Genomic DNA, 16,799 nt, shown 5'->3' on the forward strand with positions numbered 1-16,799 from the left:
ATTTCTGCCAGGCGAAACTGGCAGCGGAGGTGAAGGATGGATCTATTAAATATAACTAGTATGTTGTAACTAAAGTGAGGTTTTTTTAAAAATTACAGCCCATCAAGTCCGCGAATGGGCTTAATGCTTGACCATGAACGGCAAGATGGGCAATGCCAGTACAGCGTATACGCGGTAAAACCACACTTCTGGCAGCGGTAGCGCGGCTTGCTGCGTACCTGCTCCCCGACCATATCGCGCAGAACCATCAGGCTTTCTTTGGCACGCCCTTCTTCTGCTTCGTTGAGATGGTAATCCATCAGTTTGTGGAACACGCGCATCGTAGGATGGCGTTGCAACTGCCGAGTGATATAAACCTGAGCTGTCTCAGCACCCTCACGCGCTTCAAGAATATCAGCCAGCATCAGTTCGGCGGCGGCGCCAGTATTCTCCTCAACGGCCCGACGCAAAAACTCCACCCACTCATCGTTTTTCCCCAGATGCTGGTAGCAGCTTTGCAGCATTTCCAGCGTTTCACTGACCAGTTCTTTATCCTGGGAAATCACCCGCTGTAGGCTTTCAACTGCCTTTGCGTAATCACCTTTCTCCATATACACGCGCCCCATCATGATGGATACCCGCGCACTGTTTTTATCTGCCGCTGCGCCTTTTTTCAACAGCGTCATGGCGCGATCCAAATCGTCGCTACCCATTTGCTGTAGGGCCAGTTCGCAATAGAAGTGGGCTATCTCATTACGCTGCTTGTCTTTACCAAGCTTCACCAGACGCTCCGCGACATCAATGGCTTTTTGCCATTCGCTGGTGGCCTGATAAATTTGCAACAGCTGCTGTAATGCGCCGACGCGAAAATCAGTTTCATCGGTCAGCTGATTGAACATGTCTTCAGCGCGGTCATACAAACCCGCGGCCATGTAGTCGCGTCCCAGTTGTTGCACGGCCAGTAAACGCTGCTCGTAGGTCAGCGAGGCACTTTCCATTAGCGTTTGATGGATGCGGATTGCGCGATCGACTTCACCGCGAGAGCGAAACAGGTTTCCGAGGGTGAGATGAGCCTCAACGGTGCCTGTGTCCTCTTTTAGCATATCAAGGAACAGATCCACCGCTTTGTCTTGTTGGTTGCTCAGGAGGAAGTTAACCCCGGCGACATAGTCACGGGAAAGACGGTTAGCTTCATCCTGCTTGTTTTGTTGCGCACTTCTGCGACCCATATACCACCCATAGGCAGCGGCTACAGGTAAAAGCAGAAACAACAACTCCAACATAAATAATTATTCCTTCACAACCGACGAATCGGCAGAAACCGCAACGTCGGTCGCAGGCGCAAGCTGGTTTTCCAGTCGTTTGATTTTACGTTCGGCGCGCGCAAGAGACACACGAACCTTCAGCCAGAAAAGGCCGCAAATTAACCAACCAATCGCAAAACCTGCGGCAAACAATACAGCAAGCAGCGTAGAGATACGATACTCACCCTGAGCCAGCAGGTAATTAAACGTAACCTGTTGATCGTTTTGCGCGCCTAATGTCACCGAAATAACAAAAATCGCCAACACCAGTAAGAAAATGAGTAAATATTTCACATTACTTCCCGTTATGTGGTTTGAGCGAATAAATCGTGTCCAACTTACCGCGTTGAGCCCTTTAAATTACCATTTTCACAACGAGTGCGAAACGGAAAAGCGCTTTCCACTTTCTGATTTAAGGGCAAAATTTGAAAAATCAATCATCGCTAGCTTTCTTGTTCTCGCTGCGCAATTTCTTTTTTCTCCTGTACTGGCGGTGTTAATGGCCCGCATACCCGCTGCGCAAGCCACGTCGCCAACGTCACCAGCAGCCACGAAATCAGCGTTGCCACCACCAAATCACGGGGCCAGTGCATGCCTAACAGCAAGCGGCTACCCATAACGCCGGTGGCCCAGGTCAGCAAAAACACAATTGTCAGCGTACGTCTGCGCGGCCATAACAATCCTACTGCCAGTAAAGCCCAACTGGCGGCAAACATCGTATGCCCGGATGGAAAAGCGAACCCCGTTTCTTTTTGCCAGTGCTTGCGTAAAAACGTTGGAATATCCTGCTGTTCTGCCAATTGTTCTTTGACTAAGTGCCCACGATCTTTACGTTTTAAAGTGTAGAACTCATCAACCGAAATATTGTGCGTTTTTTCCAGCCACATGACAAAAGGTCGCGGCTCTTGCACCCTGTCTTTGACCCAGGACTTCACGCCCTGCCCGACTAAAATCGCTGCCGCCAGAATAGCAAACAACATCACTGCGGCTTTCAGACGAAAGCGCAGGCACCACAGAAACCATGCGCAGAGAACAACATGAGTGATAATTCCCCACGGCTGCGTCACCGTTTCCGTTACCCAGTACAAGGACTTTAACCACCAGACATTGTGTCCCGGCTGCCAGCTCCAGCCAGATACCCATACGGCAACCGGCATGATAAGTAGTAGTCCAGCCCCAACTGCGGTGCGCTTTGCAATAGAAAGCATTGCCTCTCCTTTCGTCGATAAGTCTCACAATCATAACTGAAAATTGCGCATGCCGGGAAAATTGACAATTTTGTGCCATTCCAAAAGCGAATCCTTGGTCGCGATTAGGTGAACGTCGTTGCCTTATGGCAAAATAGTGTAATACAGAACAGAAGCCGACAGGCGAAGGCACGACGAGTGCCAGCATAATCTGGAGAATTACATGCAGCTTAAACGTGTGGCAGAAGCCAAACTGCCAACCCCCTGGGGTGATTTCCTGATGGTGGGATTTGAAGAACTGGCAACCGGACACGATCATGTCGCATTGGTTTTTGGCGATATTACAGGCCAAACGCCTGTCCTGGCGCGCGTCCACTCGGAATGTCTGACTGGCGATGCGCTGTTTAGCCTGCGTTGCGATTGCGGTTTCCAGCTCGAAGCGGCCCTCACCCATATTGCTGAAGAAGGGCGAGGGATACTGCTTTATCACCGTCAGGAAGGACGTAACATCGGCCTGCTCAACAAAATCCGCGCTTACGCGTTGCAGGACCAGGGTTATGATACCGTTGAAGCTAATCATCAATTGGGATTTGCGGCAGACGAGCGCGATTTCACGCTGTGTGCGGATATGTTCAAGCTGCTGGGTGTGGATGAAGTTCGTTTGCTGACCAATAATCCGAAGAAAGTAGAAATCCTGACCGAAGCGGGAATCAATATTGTTGAACGTGTGCCGTTGATTGTGGGCCGTAACCCAAACAATGAACATTACCTGGACACCAAAGCCGCCAAGATGGGACATTTGCTGAGCAAATAAGCATTGCCAGTACTGGTAAAAAAGCCTGCTCTCGCAGGCTTTTTGCATTTTAATTCAACATATTACGAATCACGTAATGCAGAATACCATCGTTTTGATAGTACGTTAGCTCCGTTGCGGTATCAATACGACAGCGGCATAGTATCACCTCTTTACGCCCATCCGGGCGTACCATACTCACCTGGACTGTCGCCCCCGGCTTAATGTTTTGTAAGTCCGTGATATCGATCGCTTCCTCACCGGTTAATCCCAGCGTTTTACGCGTGACGCCCTGCGGGAATTCCAGCGGTAAAATCCCCATACCAATCAGGTTAGAGCGGTGAATACGCTCAAAAGACTCAGCGATAACTACGCGAACCCCTAGCAAGCGCGGGCCTTTCGCCGCCCAGTCGCGGCTGGAACCGGAGCCATACTCTTTCCCGGCAATAACTGCCAGAGGTACGTTCTCCTGCTGATATTGCATGGCCGCATCATAGATAGCCACCACTTCAGTTCCCGGCAAATGACGCGTCATGCCGCCTTCCACGCCGGGCACCATCTCATTGCGAATACGAATATTGGCAAAAGTACCACGCATCATCACTTCATGATTCCCGCGTCGTGAACCGTAGGAGTTAAAATCTTTACGTTCAACGCCGTGACTTTGCAGATAACGCCCCGCCGGGCTGTCCGGTTTAATACTGCCGGCAGGAGAAATGTGGTCGGTGGTGACGGAATCCCCGAGCATTGCCAGAATACGCGCGCCGTGAATGTCCTGAACCGGGTCCGGCGTAGCCTGCATACCATCGAAGAATGGGGACAAGCGGATATAGGTCGAGTCAGACTGCCAGCCATAAGTATCAGCCCGATCAACCTGGATTGCTTTCCATTCTGGCGTGCCTTCAAACACTTCAGCATACTCTTTATGGAACATGGCGGTAGAGACCTGCTCTACGGCACGGGCTATTTCCTGGGCTGTCGGCCAGATATCTTTCAGATAAACGGGATCGCCTTTTCTGTCATGGCCTAACGGATCTTTCGTCAGGTTGATATTCATATTTCCCGCCAGCGCGTAAGCCACCACTAGCGGCGGAGACGCCAACCAGTTAGTTTTCACCAGCGGATGGATACGACCTTCGAAGTTACGGTTGCCGGAAAGTACCGCCCCTACCGTCAGATCGCCTTTTTTGATGGCGGTCTCGATAGGATCGGGTAAAGGCCCAGAGTTACCTATACAGGTGGTACAGCCATAACCTACAAGATTGAATCCCAGCTCATCAAGGTACGGTGTGAACCCGGCCTGTGCCAGATAATCAGAGACCACCTTCGATCCAGGCGCCAGCGAGGCTTTTACCCACGGCTGACGTTTCAGACCCAGCGTCACTGCTTTTTTCGCCAGTAGCCCCGCCGCCATCAGTACGCTTGGGTTGGAGGTGTTGGTACAGGAAGTGATAGCGGCTATCACCACCGCACCGTCCGGCAGCTTATACTGCTGGCCGCTCATGGTGTAGTCCACGGGCTGACGGTCTTTCAGCGAGCTATTCACCTCAAGTTCATTACTGGCCGAAAAAGCTTTCGGTACATCAGCCAGCGCCACCCGATCCTGCGGGCGCTTTGGTCCGGCAAGACTTGCCTCCACGCTGCCCATATCCAGCTCCAGCGAACTGGTAAATACGGGTTCATCGCCGGCGTTACGCCACATGCCCTGCGCTTTGGCGTAGGCGCTGACCAGCTCAACCTGCTCCTCACTTCGCCCACTCAGACGCATGTATTCGAGGGTGATGTCATCGATCGGGAAGAAACCGCAGGTTGCGCCGTATTCCGGCGACATATTCGCAATGGTTGCCCGGTCGGCCAGCGGTAAGGTGTCCAGCCCATCACCGTAGAATTCAACAAATTTACCGACCACGCCGTGCTTACGCAGCATCTGGGTGACGGTCAGAACCAGGTCAGTCGCGGTGATACCTTCCCGCAGCTTGCCCACCAGTTTAAAGCCCACAACATCGGGGATAAGCATTGAGACGGGTTGACCCAGCATTGCCGCTTCGGCTTCAATGCCTCCAACGCCCCAGCCCAGTACACCGAGACCATTAATCATCGTCGTATGAGAATCGGTACCGACCAGCGTATCGGGATAAGCCACCCACTCACCGTCCTGTAACTCGCTCCAGACGGCTTTGCCCAGGTATTCAAGGTTAACCTGATGGCAAATCCCCGTCCCCGGCGGCACAACGCTGAAGCGACTAAATGCCTGCTGTCCCCATTTCAGGAACACATAACGCTCATGGTTACGTTCCATTTCCAGACGAACGTTTTCTTCGAAAGCATCATCATCACCGAAACGATCCACCGTTACCGAGTGGTCAATGACCAGATCCACTGGCGAAAGCGGATTCACTTTTGCCGTATCCCCACCCAGACGTTTCACCGCTTCGCGCATGGCGGCCAGATCGACCACCGCCGGCACGCCGGTAAAATCCTGCATCAAAACGCGAGCAGGTCGATAGGCAATTTCACGATCGGCATGGGCGGTTTTCAGCCAATGCGCGAGCGCATGAATATCTTCTTCAGTAACAGAATTTCCGTCCTGCCAACGAAGCAGGTTTTCCAGCAAAACTTTTAGCGACTTAGGTAGGCGGGTGATATCACCCAGTGATTTCGCGGCCAGCGGCAGACTGTAGTAACGGTAGGTTTTATCTTTAACCTGCAATGTGTCCTTACTGGCTTCTCGTAGGGTCGACGACATAGCTCCTCCTTAAATGACAGGGTTGGATCCCCTGATTTTCTTCAGGGTTAGTATTAAAGATAACACAAACAAAATGTAACGCTTTGATAACAACTCAAATTGATAAAAGTGGCAGGTGAAGTCAATGGCGAGAGAAAGGTTAAAGCAATGAAAATTTAAACGGTGAATGTGTAACAGACAACGGCCACTCGATAATACGCGGATTAGCGTGGCTGATGGCGCTTGTTCGGAATTAATTAGTAGAGATACAAGACGGTGGGCTAATAATAGTAATAAAAAACATATCAATTATTGTTTCTGTTCATCATCATCAGCAAACAGATCGATAAAGGCCCGCTGTTCAGGAGAGAGTTTCCAGGTCACAGGAATATTCGGCTTATTCTCTGCGTCGCGTTGACTCTCATGTTCACGAGAGTCAGGAGATGGCGTTGCGGTGGAGCGTTGTTCCGGTGTGGACATCACCTACCCCCACACATTCCAGGCCACGAGCGCGACAATGATCCAGAATATCGCAGAGCCAAGAAACACAGCGAACCAGGCTTTACGTTTCATTGCGGGATCCCGGCGTGCTGGCTGGTTTCCTGAAGGCATCGCTAACCTCATACTATCGAAATCACTTATCATTTAGGCACCAAACAATTGGTACAATTAATCATCAGATAGGAGGAATCCTAATTAAAAAGGTGAAAAAAAGCCAGATAATTTTCGTGCTCGACCTGATAAATAAATTAATAGTTTGATCGGTTATAAATATTTGTGAAGGATTTTTGGCGCGCTTAGTAATTTGAAACTACTTTAGTGAGACTTCACCATAAACAATATACGGTTAATATAGAGATGAAAAATAATGAATAGTTCAGATTCTGTCGTCGGTATCGCTTTATGTTTAAGGATACCGACGAGGTTACAGTCGTTATTATTTCTCAGGTAATTTAATATCTTTAAACATGGCTTCAATATCGTCGTTGGAACGCAGCGCCACCGCCGTATCTACCACATCACGCGTCAGATGCGGTGCGAAACGTTGAATAAAATCATACATGTAACTGCGTAAAAAGGTGCTGCGACGAAAACCAATTTTGGTGGTGCTATGGCTGAAAATGTCATGCGCATCAACGCGAACCAGGTCAGGGTCGGACACAGGATCAACCGCCATACTGGCAATGACCCCCACGCCGAGACCCAAACGGACATAGGTCTTGATGACATCGGCATCGGTCGCGGTAAAAACAATGCGCGGCTCCAGTCCGGCACGATTGAACGCGGTGTCCAGCTCCGAACGTCCGGTAAATCCAAAGGTGTAGGTCACCAGCGGATACTGTGCCAGTTCCTCAATAGATACGGAAGATTTGCCCGCCAACGGATGGTCCGGCGTAACGACAATCGAACGGTTCCAGTGGTAGCAAGGCAGCATCACCAGGTCGTCATACAGGTGCAAAGCTTCCGTCGCGATAGCAAAATCTGCATTCCCTTTCGAGACGGCTTCGGCGATTTGCGTCGGCGATCCTTGATGCATATGCAATGAGACGCGAGGATAACGTTCAATAAAGCCTTTAATCACGTTTGGCAGCGCGTAACGCGCCTGAGTGTGAGTAGTAGCGATATACAATGAGCCTTTGTCCGGCCAGGTATGTTCGCCAGCTACGGACTTAATGGCCTCGACCTTGGACAAAACTTCGCGCGCAATACGAATAACTTCCTGTCCCGCTGGCGTAACCTGGGTCAGGTGCTTACCGCTACGGGCAAAAATCTGGATGCCAAGCTCATCTTCCAGCATGCGAACTTGCTTACTGATACCTGGCTGGGAGGTATAAAGCCCTTCCGCGGTTGAGGAGACATTAAGGTTGTGGTTCACCACCTCAACAATGTAGCGAAGCTGCTGTAATTTCATGTTAAGCCATCCCGATTTGCGCCATCAAATCATCGTTTCAGAGCAGGCTCGTTGGCGCTGCTAATACGATTTAATAATAAAAAGTGTGTTAACTATAACCACTATATCATTTCTATGTGAGCTGTATAGTGATGAAAAAAAATAATACGCCAGAAACAAAAAGGGCCGCTTACGCGACCCTTTGAGGAGAAATTCAGCCAGAATGCTGTTATTTCTTTCCTTCTACCCATTTGCCATCAACGAAGAACGCGGACCAGCCGGTAGCCTTACCGTCTTTCTCAGCGGCAACATATTGCTGCTTAGTTTTACGGCTGAAACGAACCATGGACTTGTTGCCGTCCGGATCGGTCTGCGGCGCATCTGCCAGATAGCGCAGTTTTTCCGGCAGACGATCGCGGAAACGGTACAACTCTTCCACTAACGGCGCACGGGTCTCACGTGATTTCGGGAACGTATTTGCCGCCAGGAAGATACCCGCAGCACCATCACGTAACACGAAATACGCGTCAGATTTTTCACACGGCAGTTCTGGCAACGGAACCGGATCCTCTTTCGGCGGAGCGACTTCACCGTTACGCAGGATCTTACGGGTATTTTTGCACTCGTCGTTGGTACACGCCATGTACTTACCGAAACGTCCCATTTTCAGGTGCATTTCAGAGCCACATTTCTCGCACTCAACGATAGGACCGTCATAACCCTTGATACGGAATTCACCCTCTTCGATCTCATAGCCGTCGCAGGTAGGGTTATTACCACATACATGCAGCTTGCGCTTAGGATCGATAAGGTAGCTGTCCATCGCCGTGCCGCACTTCTGGCAGCGTCGTTTGGCGCGCAGCGCGTTCGTTTCCGCATCGTCGCCTTCCAGCACGTTCAGCACTTCGTTTTCCGGCACCAGGTTAATGGTGGTTTTGCAACGCTCTTTTGGGGAAAGCGCGTAGCCGGAACAACCAAGGAAAACGCCGGTACTGGCGGTACGAATACCCATCTTGCGTCCGCAGGTTGGGCAATCAATGCTGGTCAGCACCATCTGGTTCGGACGCATACCGCCTTCTTCAGGGTCTTTCTCGGCTTTATCCAGTTGCTGAGTAAAATCAGTGAAGAAGTTGTCGAGTACGCCCTTCCATTCGGCTTCGTGATTTGCCACCTGGTCGAGACTGTCTTCCATCTGCGCGGTAAAATCATAGTTCATCAGTTCGCGGAAGTTTTCTTCCAGACGATCGGTGACGATTTCACCCATTTTTTCAGCATAGAAACGACGGTTCTCAACGCGAACATAACCGCGATCCTGAATCGTAGAGATGATCGACGCATACGTGGATGGGCGACCAATGCCACGTTTTTCCAGCTCTTTAACCAGCGAAGCTTCGCTGAAGCGCGCAGGCGGTTTGGTAAAGTGTTGCGCTGGCGTCAGTTCGATAAGCGTCAACGTATCGCCTTTATCTACCGCCGGTAAAATGCGATCTTCATCGCCCTTACGCAGCGCAGGCATTACTTTGGTCCAGCCATCGAAGCGCAGAATACGGCCACGCGCCTTCAGACGGAAATCACCCGCGCCCACGGTCAGCGTGGTGGAGTCATATTTGGCTGGCGTCATCTGACAGGCAACAAACTGGCGCCAGATCAGCTGATACAGTTTCTGCGCATCGGCTTCCATATCTTTCAGCGATTCCGCCTGTACGGCGACATCAGAAGGACGGATAGCTTCGTGCGCTTCCTGCGAATTTTCTTTGCTGGCGTACTGGTTCGCGCTCTCCGGCAGATACTTTTTGCCAAAATTATCGCCGATGTACTCGCGAACCATGTTCACCGCATCCTGACTCAGGTTGGTTGAGTCAGTACGCATATACGTGATGTAGCCCGCTTCATACAAGCGCTGCGCCATCATCATAGTTTTCTTCACGCCGAAGCCCAGACGCGTGCTGGCAGCCTGCTGTAGCGTGGAGGTGATGAACGGCGCGCCCGGCTTGCTGCTGGTCGGCTTATCTTCACGTTCCAGGACGCTGTAGCGCGCTTTTTCCAACAAGCTAACGGCGGCAAGCGTTTGTTCCCGGTTGACCGGGCGGAACGGTTTGTCATTCTGATGCGTTACCTGAAGCGGTAACGCGTCGCCGCCTGGCGTAGTCGTGCTGGCATCAATCTCCCAGAACTCTTCTGGAACGAATGCTTTGATTTCGCGTTCACGCTCAACCACCAGACGCACAGCAACCGACTGTACGCGGCCAGCGGAAAGACCGCGCGCAATTTTTTTCCACAGCAACGGCGACACCATATAGCCCACAACACGGTCCATAAAGCGGCGCGCCTGTTGCGCATTCACACGGTCGATATTCAGTTCGCCCGGTTTTTCAAACGCCTGACGAATAGCGTTTTTGGTAATTTCGTTAAACACCACGCGGCTGTAGCGGGTGTCATCGCCGCCGATCACTTCCCGCAGGTGCCACGCAATGGCTTCCCCTTCGCGGTCAAGGTCGGTTGCGAGATAGATGTGGTCTGCTTTTTCAGCCAGTTGCTTCAGTTCAGAAACAACTTTTTCTTTACCGGGCAGCACTTCATAGCGCGCGTCCCAGTTGTGCCACGGGTCAACACCCATACGGTTGACGAGAGCGCCACGTTCATCCTTTTTGGGCTTTTTAGCCGTTTTGGTGGAGGTTGAGTCGGCGCTCTTTTTAGTTGCTGAGCCACTGGTCGGCAAATCACGGATATGACCGACGCTGGATTTCACCACGTAGTCATTACCCAGATACTTGTTGATCGTTTTGGCTTTTGCCGGGGACTCAACGATGACAAGAGCTTTACCCATATTCACCTTTACCTAATTTGATTCTTCCAGAATGCGTCGCACGTTGATTCACCTTCCACTGGCGACGAGACATCGATATGGTCTCTGCGTCGGCGGATATCAACCCCTTAAACTGATTCGCGCTTGTAATGTAACTCTCATGTTACTGAGTTAACAGGCTTTTTTTCTCACAAACGCTATAGCACGACGGAGTATTGGTCGAATGTCAAGCAAATCTGTTGCCAGATTGACGAAAGCGTCACACTGTACCTGATAAAATGCGTTACGCAACTTTATTAGCATGCAAAAACAAATCTCGCCAGTTGCAATCCCCTCCTAAAGCCTTCATTTAAGTCAGGGAATATTTGCCCACAAGCCGGGCTCGGCGTAGACTAATGTCCTTGTTTAAGGAGTAAATAATGCAAAAAGACACTCAACCCATCGATCGCGAAACACTGCTGATTGAAGCCAACAAAATCATTCGTGAGCATGAGGACACGCTGGCGGGGATTGTCGCCACCGGCGTTACGCAGCGAAATGGCGTGCTGGTTTTCAGCGGAGATTACTTTTTAGACGAGCAAGGGCTACCAACGGCCAAAAGTACGGCGGTGTTTAATATGTTTAAACACCTGGCGCATGTACTTTCTGAAAAGTATCACTTGATCGATTAACGCGAGAAATGATTTGCCGGATGACGATGTTCGCGCCATCCGGCAATGTCAATTTACATCAGCGGCTTTTGACCCCGCTGCCACCAGCGCAGCAGTAAACGATCGGCGCTCTCGGCCGCACTGCCGGTAAAACGGTCCATCAGTTTTTTACGCTGCAGATAACGTACGTTAAACACTTCGCGACCTTCCATCAGGCTGAGAATCACCTCATCGCTGGTATTAATCTCATCCACCAGCCCGTTTGCCAGCGCCTGTTGCCCAAACCAGTGCTCCCCGGTGGCTACCTGCTCAATGTCCAGAGTCGGACGCATGCGCTGCACAAAATCTTTAAACAGGTGATGCGTTTCGTTCAGGTCTTCGCGGAATTTCTGCCGCCCTTCTTCCGTGTTCTCGCCAAGCAGCGTCAGCGTACGCTTATACTGTCCGGCCGTGTGCAGTTCGATATCAATGTCTTTCCCTTTCAGGAAGCGGTTAAAGTTCGGGATCTGTGCCACGACGCCAATAGAGCCGACGATGGCAAACGGCGCAGAGACAATTTTATCCGCCACGCAGGCCATCATATATCCGCCGCTCGCAGCGACTTTATCCACCGTGACGGTCAGTGGGATCTGCTTATCGCGCAGGCGTTGTAACTGCGACGCGGCCAGGCCATAGCCGTGTACCACACCGCCCGGGCTTTCCAGACGAACCACTACCTGATCCTGAGGTTTAACGACCGCCAGCACCGCCGTCACCTCTTCGCGTAATGCGCTAACCTCATGGGCATCCATACTGCCTTTAAAATCAAGTACCCATACACGCGGTTTATCAGATGACGTGCTGTCTCCCTGTTTTGCTTTAGCTTTGGCAGCCTTAGCCTCTTGCTTATGTTTCTTTTTCTGCGCCTTATGCCAGAACTTTTGTTGATGCCCATCCAATAGGGCCAGCGACAGGTCTTCTTTCATCTCTTTATATTGATCGCTGAGATTAATAACCCGCAATTCCCCACGCTGACGTTTGCGTTGTGTCGCGTTGACGATCAGCATAACTATCACCGCAATAGCCACCACGACAGTGACAATTTTTGCCAAAAACAGCCCATATTCAGACAACAATTCCACGAGACCCACCTTGGTTAAACAACGCTACTTTCGCTCAGTGTACAACAGCCTTGTTAACCCGTCTTGTTTCATCCACCCCGCAAGGAATCAGCAAAAAGCATGACAAAGCGTTCATTTTGCGGTGTTATTGCCTTTGGCTGATTGAAAAAGAACAGGGTTTAAGGCATAAAGCCCAAAAGTTATCGCGAACGAGATGGCCAGGCGTCGCCGAGGAGTAGCCGTGCATTATCAACCTAAACAAGACCTTCTACAGGACCGTATTATTCTGGTCACCGGTGCCAGCGACGGCATCGGACGTGAGGCCGCACAAACTTATGCGCGTTACGGCGCGACCGTTATTCTGCTAGGGCGTAATGAAGAAAAGCTGCGTCAGGTTGCCCGCACCATTGCCGATGAAAACGGTACGCAACCACACTGGTTCACGCTGGATCTGCTCACCTGTACTTCTGATGAATGCCACCAGCTCGCTCAGCGTATTGCCGCGCATTTCCCGCGTCTGGATGGCGTACTGCATAATGCTGGTCTGCTCGGCGATATTTGCCCGATGAGTGAGCAAAACCCGCAGGTCTGGCAGGACGTGATGCAGGTAAACGTCAACGCCACCTTTATGCTAACCCAGGCATTGTTGCCGTTGTTGCTCAAATCCGATGCCGGATCGCTGGTCTTTACTTCTTCAAGCGTTGGCCGCCAGGGGCGCGCCAACTGGGGAGCGTATGCTACCTCCAAATTTGCTACCGAAGGAATGATGCAGGTTCTGGCAGATGAATATCAGAACCGTCACCTGCGCGTAAACTGTATCAATCCAGGCGGTACACGTACTGGTATGCGAGCCAGCGCGTTCCCGACGGAAGATCCGAACAAATTGAAAACCCCCGCCGATATTATGCCGCTCTACCTGTGGCTGATGGGCGATGACAGCCGCCGTAAAACCGGTATGACTTTCGATGCCCAACCGGGCCGTAAACCAGGAATTGCCCAATGAGTGAAGAACGCTATCAGCAGCGCCAGCAGCGCGTAAAAGACCGGGTTGACGCCCGTGTTGCCGCAGCGAAGGATGAGCGCGGGATTATTATTGTGTTCACCGGAAATGGTAAGGGTAAAACCACCGCTGCGTTTGGTACCGCCACGCGTGCGGTAGGCCACGGTAAAAAAGTCGGTGTGGTGCAATTTATTAAGGGTACGTGGCCAAACGGCGAACGAAACTTACTCGAACCCCACGGCGTAGAGTTTCAGGTTATGGCGACAGGATTTACCTGGGAAACGCAAAATCGCGAGTCCGACACCGCAGCCTGTATGGCCGTGTGGGAACACGGCAAGCGGATGCTGGCCGACGCTGAACTTGATATGGTGATACTGGACGAGCTGACCTATATGGTGGCATACGACTACCTGCCGCTTGAAGAGGTCATCAATGCCCTAAACGCGCGCCCTGCCCATCAAACGGTCATTATCACCGGTCGTGGATGCCATCGCGATATTCTGGAGTTAGCGGATACGGTCAGCGAACTACGCCCGGTCAAGCACGCGTTTGAAGCGGGTGTGAAAGCCCAAATAGGAATAGATTATTGAGTGTAGGCCGGATAAGGGTTTGCACCACATCCGGCTCCACGCTAACGCCTGATGGCGCTTTGCTTATCAGGCCTGGTCATGATTAACCGTTGTTGCTACGACCGCCCGGACGACGGCTGCTGCCGACCTGTGAATGGCGCTTCACCGCACGACGGATCTGATTCGCCTTCATACGGCGACGATCTTTCTCGACGGCAACTTTAGAGGTCGTTTCCGGCTTCAGTTCTACCAGCTCACGCAGATAGTTGGTCTGGGCAAGATCAAGCTCCGTCCAGCCGCCACGCGGCAGGCCTTTCGGCAGCGGGATATCACCGTAACGGACACGGATAAGACGACTTACCTGCACACCCACGGCTTCCCACAGGCGACGGACCTCACGGTTACGCCCTTCGGTCAACGTAACGTTGTACCACTGGTTGATCCCTTCACCACCGCTGAACTTGATCGTTTTAAATGCCGCAGGACCATCTTCCAGCTGCACGCCACGGCTCAGATCGCGCAGTTTTGCATCATCAACCTGACCAAACACACGTACCGCATATTCACGTTCAACTTCGCGGCTTGGGTGCATCAGACGGTTAGCCAGTTCACCATCGGTGGTAAAGAGCAGTAAACCACAGGTATTCACGTCCAGACGCCCTACGGCAATCCAGCGCGCATCGCGCAGTTTTGGCAGACGATCAAACACGGTTGGACGACCTTCCGGGTCGTTACGGGTACACAGTTCACCTTCGGGCTTGTAATAGGCCAGAACGCGGCAGATTTGCTCCGCAGACTCTTTAACCGAAATCAGATGACCGTCGATACGGATTTTCAGACCCGGAGTGACTTCAACGCGATCGCCGAGCGTGGCAATTTTGCCATCAACGCTCACGCGACCCGCGGCAATTATGGATTCAATTTCACGGCGAGAACCGTGGCCAGCGCGCGCCAGCACTTTTTGTAACTTTTCGCTCATAGAGCTTCCTTTAGATGTCGCCTTCACAGGCGTCGAACAGGAGAATCAACGGCGCCAGTCAGCGCCATTTTAAGGCCGCGTAGTATAGCGGTTCGCGTCCTTATAAGAAAGGTTTAACGTCGCCGACGCCTTCACGCAACACGACCGGAGAATCGTCGGTTAAATCGATGACCGTGGTCGGCTGCTGGCCGAGATATCCGCCGTGGATAATTAAATCCACCTGTTTCTCCAGGCGATCTTTAATTTCTTCCGGATCTGACTCGGTAAATTCGCTGCCCGGCAGCATCAGCGACGTAGAGAGCATTGGCTCGCCCAGCGCTTCCAGCAACGCCAGCGCAATGGGATTCGAGGGTACACGCAGGCCGATGGTCTTACGTTTTTCCTGCAACAGTCGACGTGGCACTTCTTTCGTCCCTTTCAGGATGAAGGTGTAGTTGCCCGGCGTGTTGTTTTTAATTAAACGAAAGGCCACGTTGTCGACAAACGAATAGGTCGACAGTTCAGACAAGTCACGGCACATCAGCGTAAAGTTGTGCCCGTCCGGCAGGTGACGAATGCGACAAATGCGCTCCATCGCGCCTTTATCTTCAATTTTGCAGCCCAACGCATAGCCGGAATCGGTTGGATAGACGATCACCCCACCTTTACGCACGATTTCAACGGCCTGATTGATCAGTCGCTGTTGTGGGTTTTCGGGATGAATATAAAAAAACTGGCTCATACTTTCCTCTCTGTGGTCTCGGGCTGTTCCCAGAGTTGCCAGACGCCTTCTACGCCTGCGGGCAACCAGAGTTTACGCCCCAGCTCAATCCATGGACAGGGTAGATGAAAATCAGACCCTTGCGATGCCCACAGTTGATGCGAACGCGCAAGCGTCGCCAGATGGGTGCGTTCATTGGGAGACTGCTGGCACTGTGCCACTTCCATCGCGTCGCCGCGATGTTCAGCAAAATGCGCAACCAGTCTTTTCAGCCACTTAGCGCTAAGATCGTACCGCCCAGGATGAGCCAGAACTGCCTTACCGCCAGAATGATGAATGACATCAATAGCTTGTTCTATTGTACACCACTGTGGCGGAACGTAACCGGTTTTCCCACGGGCAAGATATTTTTTAAAGACATCCGCCATGGTTGTGGCTTTTCCGCATTCCACCAGAAAACGCGCAAAATGGCCCCGGGTAACCGCCCCGCCATCAGCAAGACGTAACGCCCCTTCCCACGCCCCGGGAATATGCGCTTTATCGAGCCGTTCGGCAATCAGGCGTGCGCGCTGCTGACGACGTTCCGTTTGTTGCGCCAGAAAATCGCGCATCATTGGATGGGCGATATCAATGTTCAGACCCACTATATGGATCTCATGATTTTCCCAGACCGTTGATATTTCGACGCCGGGGATCAAATTTAACGCTAAACCCGAACGTGAAATTTCTTCTCTTGCCGCCGCAATACCCGCCGTGGTGTCATGATCGGTGATCGCCAGTGTACCGACTCGCATCTCTACCGCACGGTGTACTAAGGCTTCTGGCGTTAATCGTCCATCGGAGGCTGTAGTATGACTGTGCAGGTCATAAATCACTGCGTAATTCGTGTCGCTCAAGGCGGCTCCCGTTTCAATAAATGTCTTAACACGCCCATCATAGCGGTTTCGACAAATATACTGAAATCAGGTGTTGACTTTATTCCATCGAACTAGTTAACTAGTACGCAAGTTCACATGAAGAAGGTATCTGAGATGAAAGCAACATTTTTTCTGCACGGTTGGTGGCGCACTTCCTGATTTCGGGCAGTGTCTTACGTCTGCAATATGCAACCAGATA

General features: G+C 51.6%; 17 protein-coding genes and 1 other annotated feature (1 of these 18 running past the window's edge). Of the genes, 5 read left to right on the forward strand and 12 right to left on the reverse strand.

What is annotated here, in order from left to right:
- Nucleotides 1–92: 92 nt before the first annotated feature.
- The 3 genes from lapB to pgpB form a co-directional block, all read right to left on the reverse strand.
- Complete coding sequence (lapB, locus tag OGV77_RS16805; RefSeq protein WP_043016153.1) at nucleotides 93–1,262, reverse strand: lipopolysaccharide assembly protein LapB; 1,170 nt, start codon at nucleotides 1,260–1,262, stop codon at nucleotides 93–95.
- Between the two features lie 6 nt (nucleotides 1,263–1,268).
- A complete protein-coding gene (locus OGV77_RS16810) occupies nucleotides 1,269–1,577 on the reverse strand; it encodes a LapA family protein (RefSeq protein ID WP_006684318.1) in 309 nt (102 codons plus the stop codon).
- A 149-nt stretch (nucleotides 1,578–1,726) separates the two neighbouring features.
- Nucleotides 1,727–2,491 (reverse strand): phosphatidylglycerophosphatase B, encoded by a 765-nt coding sequence (pgpB, locus tag OGV77_RS16815; RefSeq protein WP_087050490.1) that lies wholly within the window; start codon nucleotides 2,489–2,491, stop codon nucleotides 1,727–1,729.
- 202 nt (nucleotides 2,492–2,693) lie between these two features.
- Here pgpB and ribA point away from each other — a divergent pair, with 202 nt between their 5' ends.
- Nucleotides 2,694–3,284: a GTP cyclohydrolase II gene (gene ribA / locus OGV77_RS16820; protein ID WP_043016151.1), complete on the forward strand. Its 591-nt coding sequence runs from the start codon at nucleotides 2,694–2,696 to the stop codon at nucleotides 3,282–3,284.
- Nucleotides 3,285–3,333: 49 nt separating this feature from the next.
- Here the strand turns inward: ribA and acnA are convergent, their stop codons facing one another.
- The 5 genes from acnA to topA all read right to left on the reverse strand — a co-directional run bounded on the left by acnA (nucleotide 3,334) and on the right by topA (nucleotide 10,706).
- Complete coding sequence (gene acnA / locus OGV77_RS16825) at nucleotides 3,334–6,009, reverse strand: aconitate hydratase AcnA (RefSeq protein ID WP_087050489.1); 2,676 nt, start codon at nucleotides 6,007–6,009, stop codon at nucleotides 3,334–3,336.
- A 288-nt stretch (nucleotides 6,010–6,297) separates the two neighbouring features.
- Nucleotides 6,298–6,468 carry a YciX family protein gene (locus OGV77_RS16830; protein WP_167373449.1) on the reverse strand — a complete coding sequence of 57 codons (171 nt, stop codon included), beginning with the start codon at nucleotides 6,466–6,468 and terminating at the stop codon, nucleotides 6,298–6,300.
- A gap of 3 nt (nucleotides 6,469–6,471) precedes the next feature.
- A complete protein-coding gene (locus OGV77_RS16835) occupies nucleotides 6,472–6,633 on the reverse strand; it encodes a YmiA family putative membrane protein (RefSeq protein WP_008784933.1) in 162 nt (53 codons plus the stop codon).
- Nucleotides 6,634–6,925: 292 nt separating this feature from the next.
- The gene (gene cysB, locus OGV77_RS16840) at nucleotides 6,926–7,900 is read right to left on the reverse strand and encodes an HTH-type transcriptional regulator CysB (RefSeq protein WP_043016149.1); all 975 of its coding nucleotides are present in this window, start codon (nucleotides 7,898–7,900) and stop codon (nucleotides 6,926–6,928) included.
- A 208-nt stretch (nucleotides 7,901–8,108) separates the two neighbouring features.
- On the reverse strand, nucleotides 8,109–10,706 hold the full coding sequence (topA, locus tag OGV77_RS16845) for a type I DNA topoisomerase (RefSeq protein ID WP_043016148.1): 2,598 nt from the start codon (nucleotides 10,704–10,706) through the stop codon (nucleotides 8,109–8,111).
- Between the two features lie 398 nt (nucleotides 10,707–11,104).
- Between topA and OGV77_RS16850 the strand changes: the two genes are divergently transcribed.
- Nucleotides 11,105–11,356, forward strand: coding sequence for a YciN family protein (locus tag OGV77_RS16850; protein WP_087050488.1), 252 nt, complete (start codon nucleotides 11,105–11,107; stop codon nucleotides 11,354–11,356).
- A gap of 53 nt (nucleotides 11,357–11,409) precedes the next feature.
- On the opposite strand, the gene sohB is transcribed toward OGV77_RS16850, so the two are convergent.
- Nucleotides 11,410–12,456, reverse strand: a complete 1,047-nt coding sequence (gene sohB, locus OGV77_RS16855) for a protease SohB (RefSeq protein ID WP_043016146.1) — start codon at nucleotides 12,454–12,456, stop codon at nucleotides 11,410–11,412.
- A gap of 220 nt (nucleotides 12,457–12,676) precedes the next feature.
- Between sohB and OGV77_RS16860 the strand changes: the two genes are divergently transcribed.
- Complete coding sequence (locus OGV77_RS16860) at nucleotides 12,677–13,438, forward strand: YciK family oxidoreductase (protein WP_043016145.1); 762 nt, start codon at nucleotides 12,677–12,679, stop codon at nucleotides 13,436–13,438.
- Nucleotides 13,435–14,025: a cob(I)yrinic acid a,c-diamide adenosyltransferase gene (gene cobO / locus OGV77_RS16865; RefSeq protein WP_043016144.1), complete on the forward strand. Its 591-nt coding sequence runs from the start codon at nucleotides 13,435–13,437 to the stop codon at nucleotides 14,023–14,025. The genes OGV77_RS16860 and cobO overlap by 4 nt, the downstream gene beginning before the upstream one ends.
- An 82-nt stretch (nucleotides 14,026–14,107) precedes the next feature.
- Here cobO and rluB read toward each other — a convergent pair whose 3' ends face one another.
- The 3 genes from rluB to rnm form a co-directional block, all read right to left on the reverse strand.
- A complete protein-coding gene (gene rluB, locus OGV77_RS16870; RefSeq protein ID WP_003020625.1) occupies nucleotides 14,108–14,983 on the reverse strand; it encodes a 23S rRNA pseudouridine(2605) synthase RluB in 876 nt (291 codons plus the stop codon).
- Between the two features lie 100 nt (nucleotides 14,984–15,083).
- Nucleotides 15,084–15,704, reverse strand: coding sequence for an L-threonylcarbamoyladenylate synthase (locus OGV77_RS16875; protein ID WP_003020628.1), 621 nt, complete (start codon nucleotides 15,702–15,704; stop codon nucleotides 15,084–15,086).
- The gene (rnm, locus tag OGV77_RS16880) at nucleotides 15,701–16,579 is read right to left on the reverse strand and encodes an RNase RNM (RefSeq protein ID WP_043016143.1); all 879 of its coding nucleotides are present in this window, start codon (nucleotides 16,577–16,579) and stop codon (nucleotides 15,701–15,703) included. The genes OGV77_RS16875 and rnm overlap by 4 nt, the downstream gene beginning before the upstream one ends.
- A gap of 135 nt (nucleotides 16,580–16,714) precedes the next feature.
- Between rnm and trpL the strand changes: the two genes are divergently transcribed.
- Nucleotides 16,715–16,759 (forward strand): trp operon leader peptide, encoded by a 45-nt coding sequence (gene trpL / locus OGV77_RS16885; protein WP_191229385.1) that lies wholly within the window; start codon nucleotides 16,715–16,717, stop codon nucleotides 16,757–16,759.
- Nucleotides 16,736–16,799: a sequence feature (Trp leader region), on the forward strand; it runs 31 nt beyond the window's last position. Its footprint overlaps the gene before it by 24 nt.

Source organism: Citrobacter sp. Ce129 (assembly GCF_030334545.1).
In the GTDB taxonomy this organism is placed as follows: Bacteria; Pseudomonadota; Gammaproteobacteria; order Enterobacterales; family Enterobacteriaceae; genus Citrobacter; species Citrobacter europaeus.

What these genes read in the sequence shown, in the direction of transcription:
- OGV77_RS16835 (WP_008784933.1), bottom strand. Translation starts at nt 6,633, where the DNA reads ATGATAAGTGATTTCGATAGTATGAGGTTAGCGATGCCTTCAGGAAAC.
- acnA (WP_087050489.1), bottom strand. Translation starts at nt 6,009, where the DNA reads ATGTCGTCGACCCTACGAGAAGCCAGTAAGGACACATTGCAGGTTAAA.
- cobO (WP_043016144.1), top strand. Translation starts at nt 13,435, where the DNA reads ATGAGTGAAGAACGCTATCAGCAGCGCCAGCAGCGCGTAAAAGACCGG.
- topA (WP_043016148.1), bottom strand. Translation starts at nt 10,706, where the DNA reads ATGGGTAAAGCTCTTGTCATCGTTGAGTCCCCGGCAAAAGCCAAAACG.
- OGV77_RS16850 (WP_087050488.1), top strand. Translation starts at nt 11,105, where the DNA reads ATGCAAAAAGACACTCAACCCATCGATCGCGAAACACTGCTGATTGAA.
- cysB (WP_043016149.1), bottom strand. Translation starts at nt 7,900, where the DNA reads ATGAAATTACAGCAGCTTCGCTACATTGTTGAGGTGGTGAACCACAAC.
- OGV77_RS16830 (WP_167373449.1), bottom strand. Translation starts at nt 6,468, where the DNA reads ATGTCCACACCGGAACAACGCTCCACCGCAACGCCATCTCCTGACTCT.
- ribA (WP_043016151.1), top strand. Translation starts at nt 2,694, where the DNA reads ATGCAGCTTAAACGTGTGGCAGAAGCCAAACTGCCAACCCCCTGGGGT.
- lapB (WP_043016153.1), bottom strand. Translation starts at nt 1,262, where the DNA reads ATGTTGGAGTTGTTGTTTCTGCTTTTACCTGTAGCCGCTGCCTATGGG.
- pgpB (WP_087050490.1), bottom strand. Translation starts at nt 2,491, where the DNA reads ATGCTTTCTATTGCAAAGCGCACCGCAGTTGGGGCTGGACTACTACTT.
- OGV77_RS16875 (WP_003020628.1), bottom strand. Translation starts at nt 15,704, where the DNA reads ATGAGCCAGTTTTTTTATATTCATCCCGAAAACCCACAACAGCGACTG.
- rluB (WP_003020625.1), bottom strand. Translation starts at nt 14,983, where the DNA reads ATGAGCGAAAAGTTACAAAAAGTGCTGGCGCGCGCTGGCCACGGTTCT.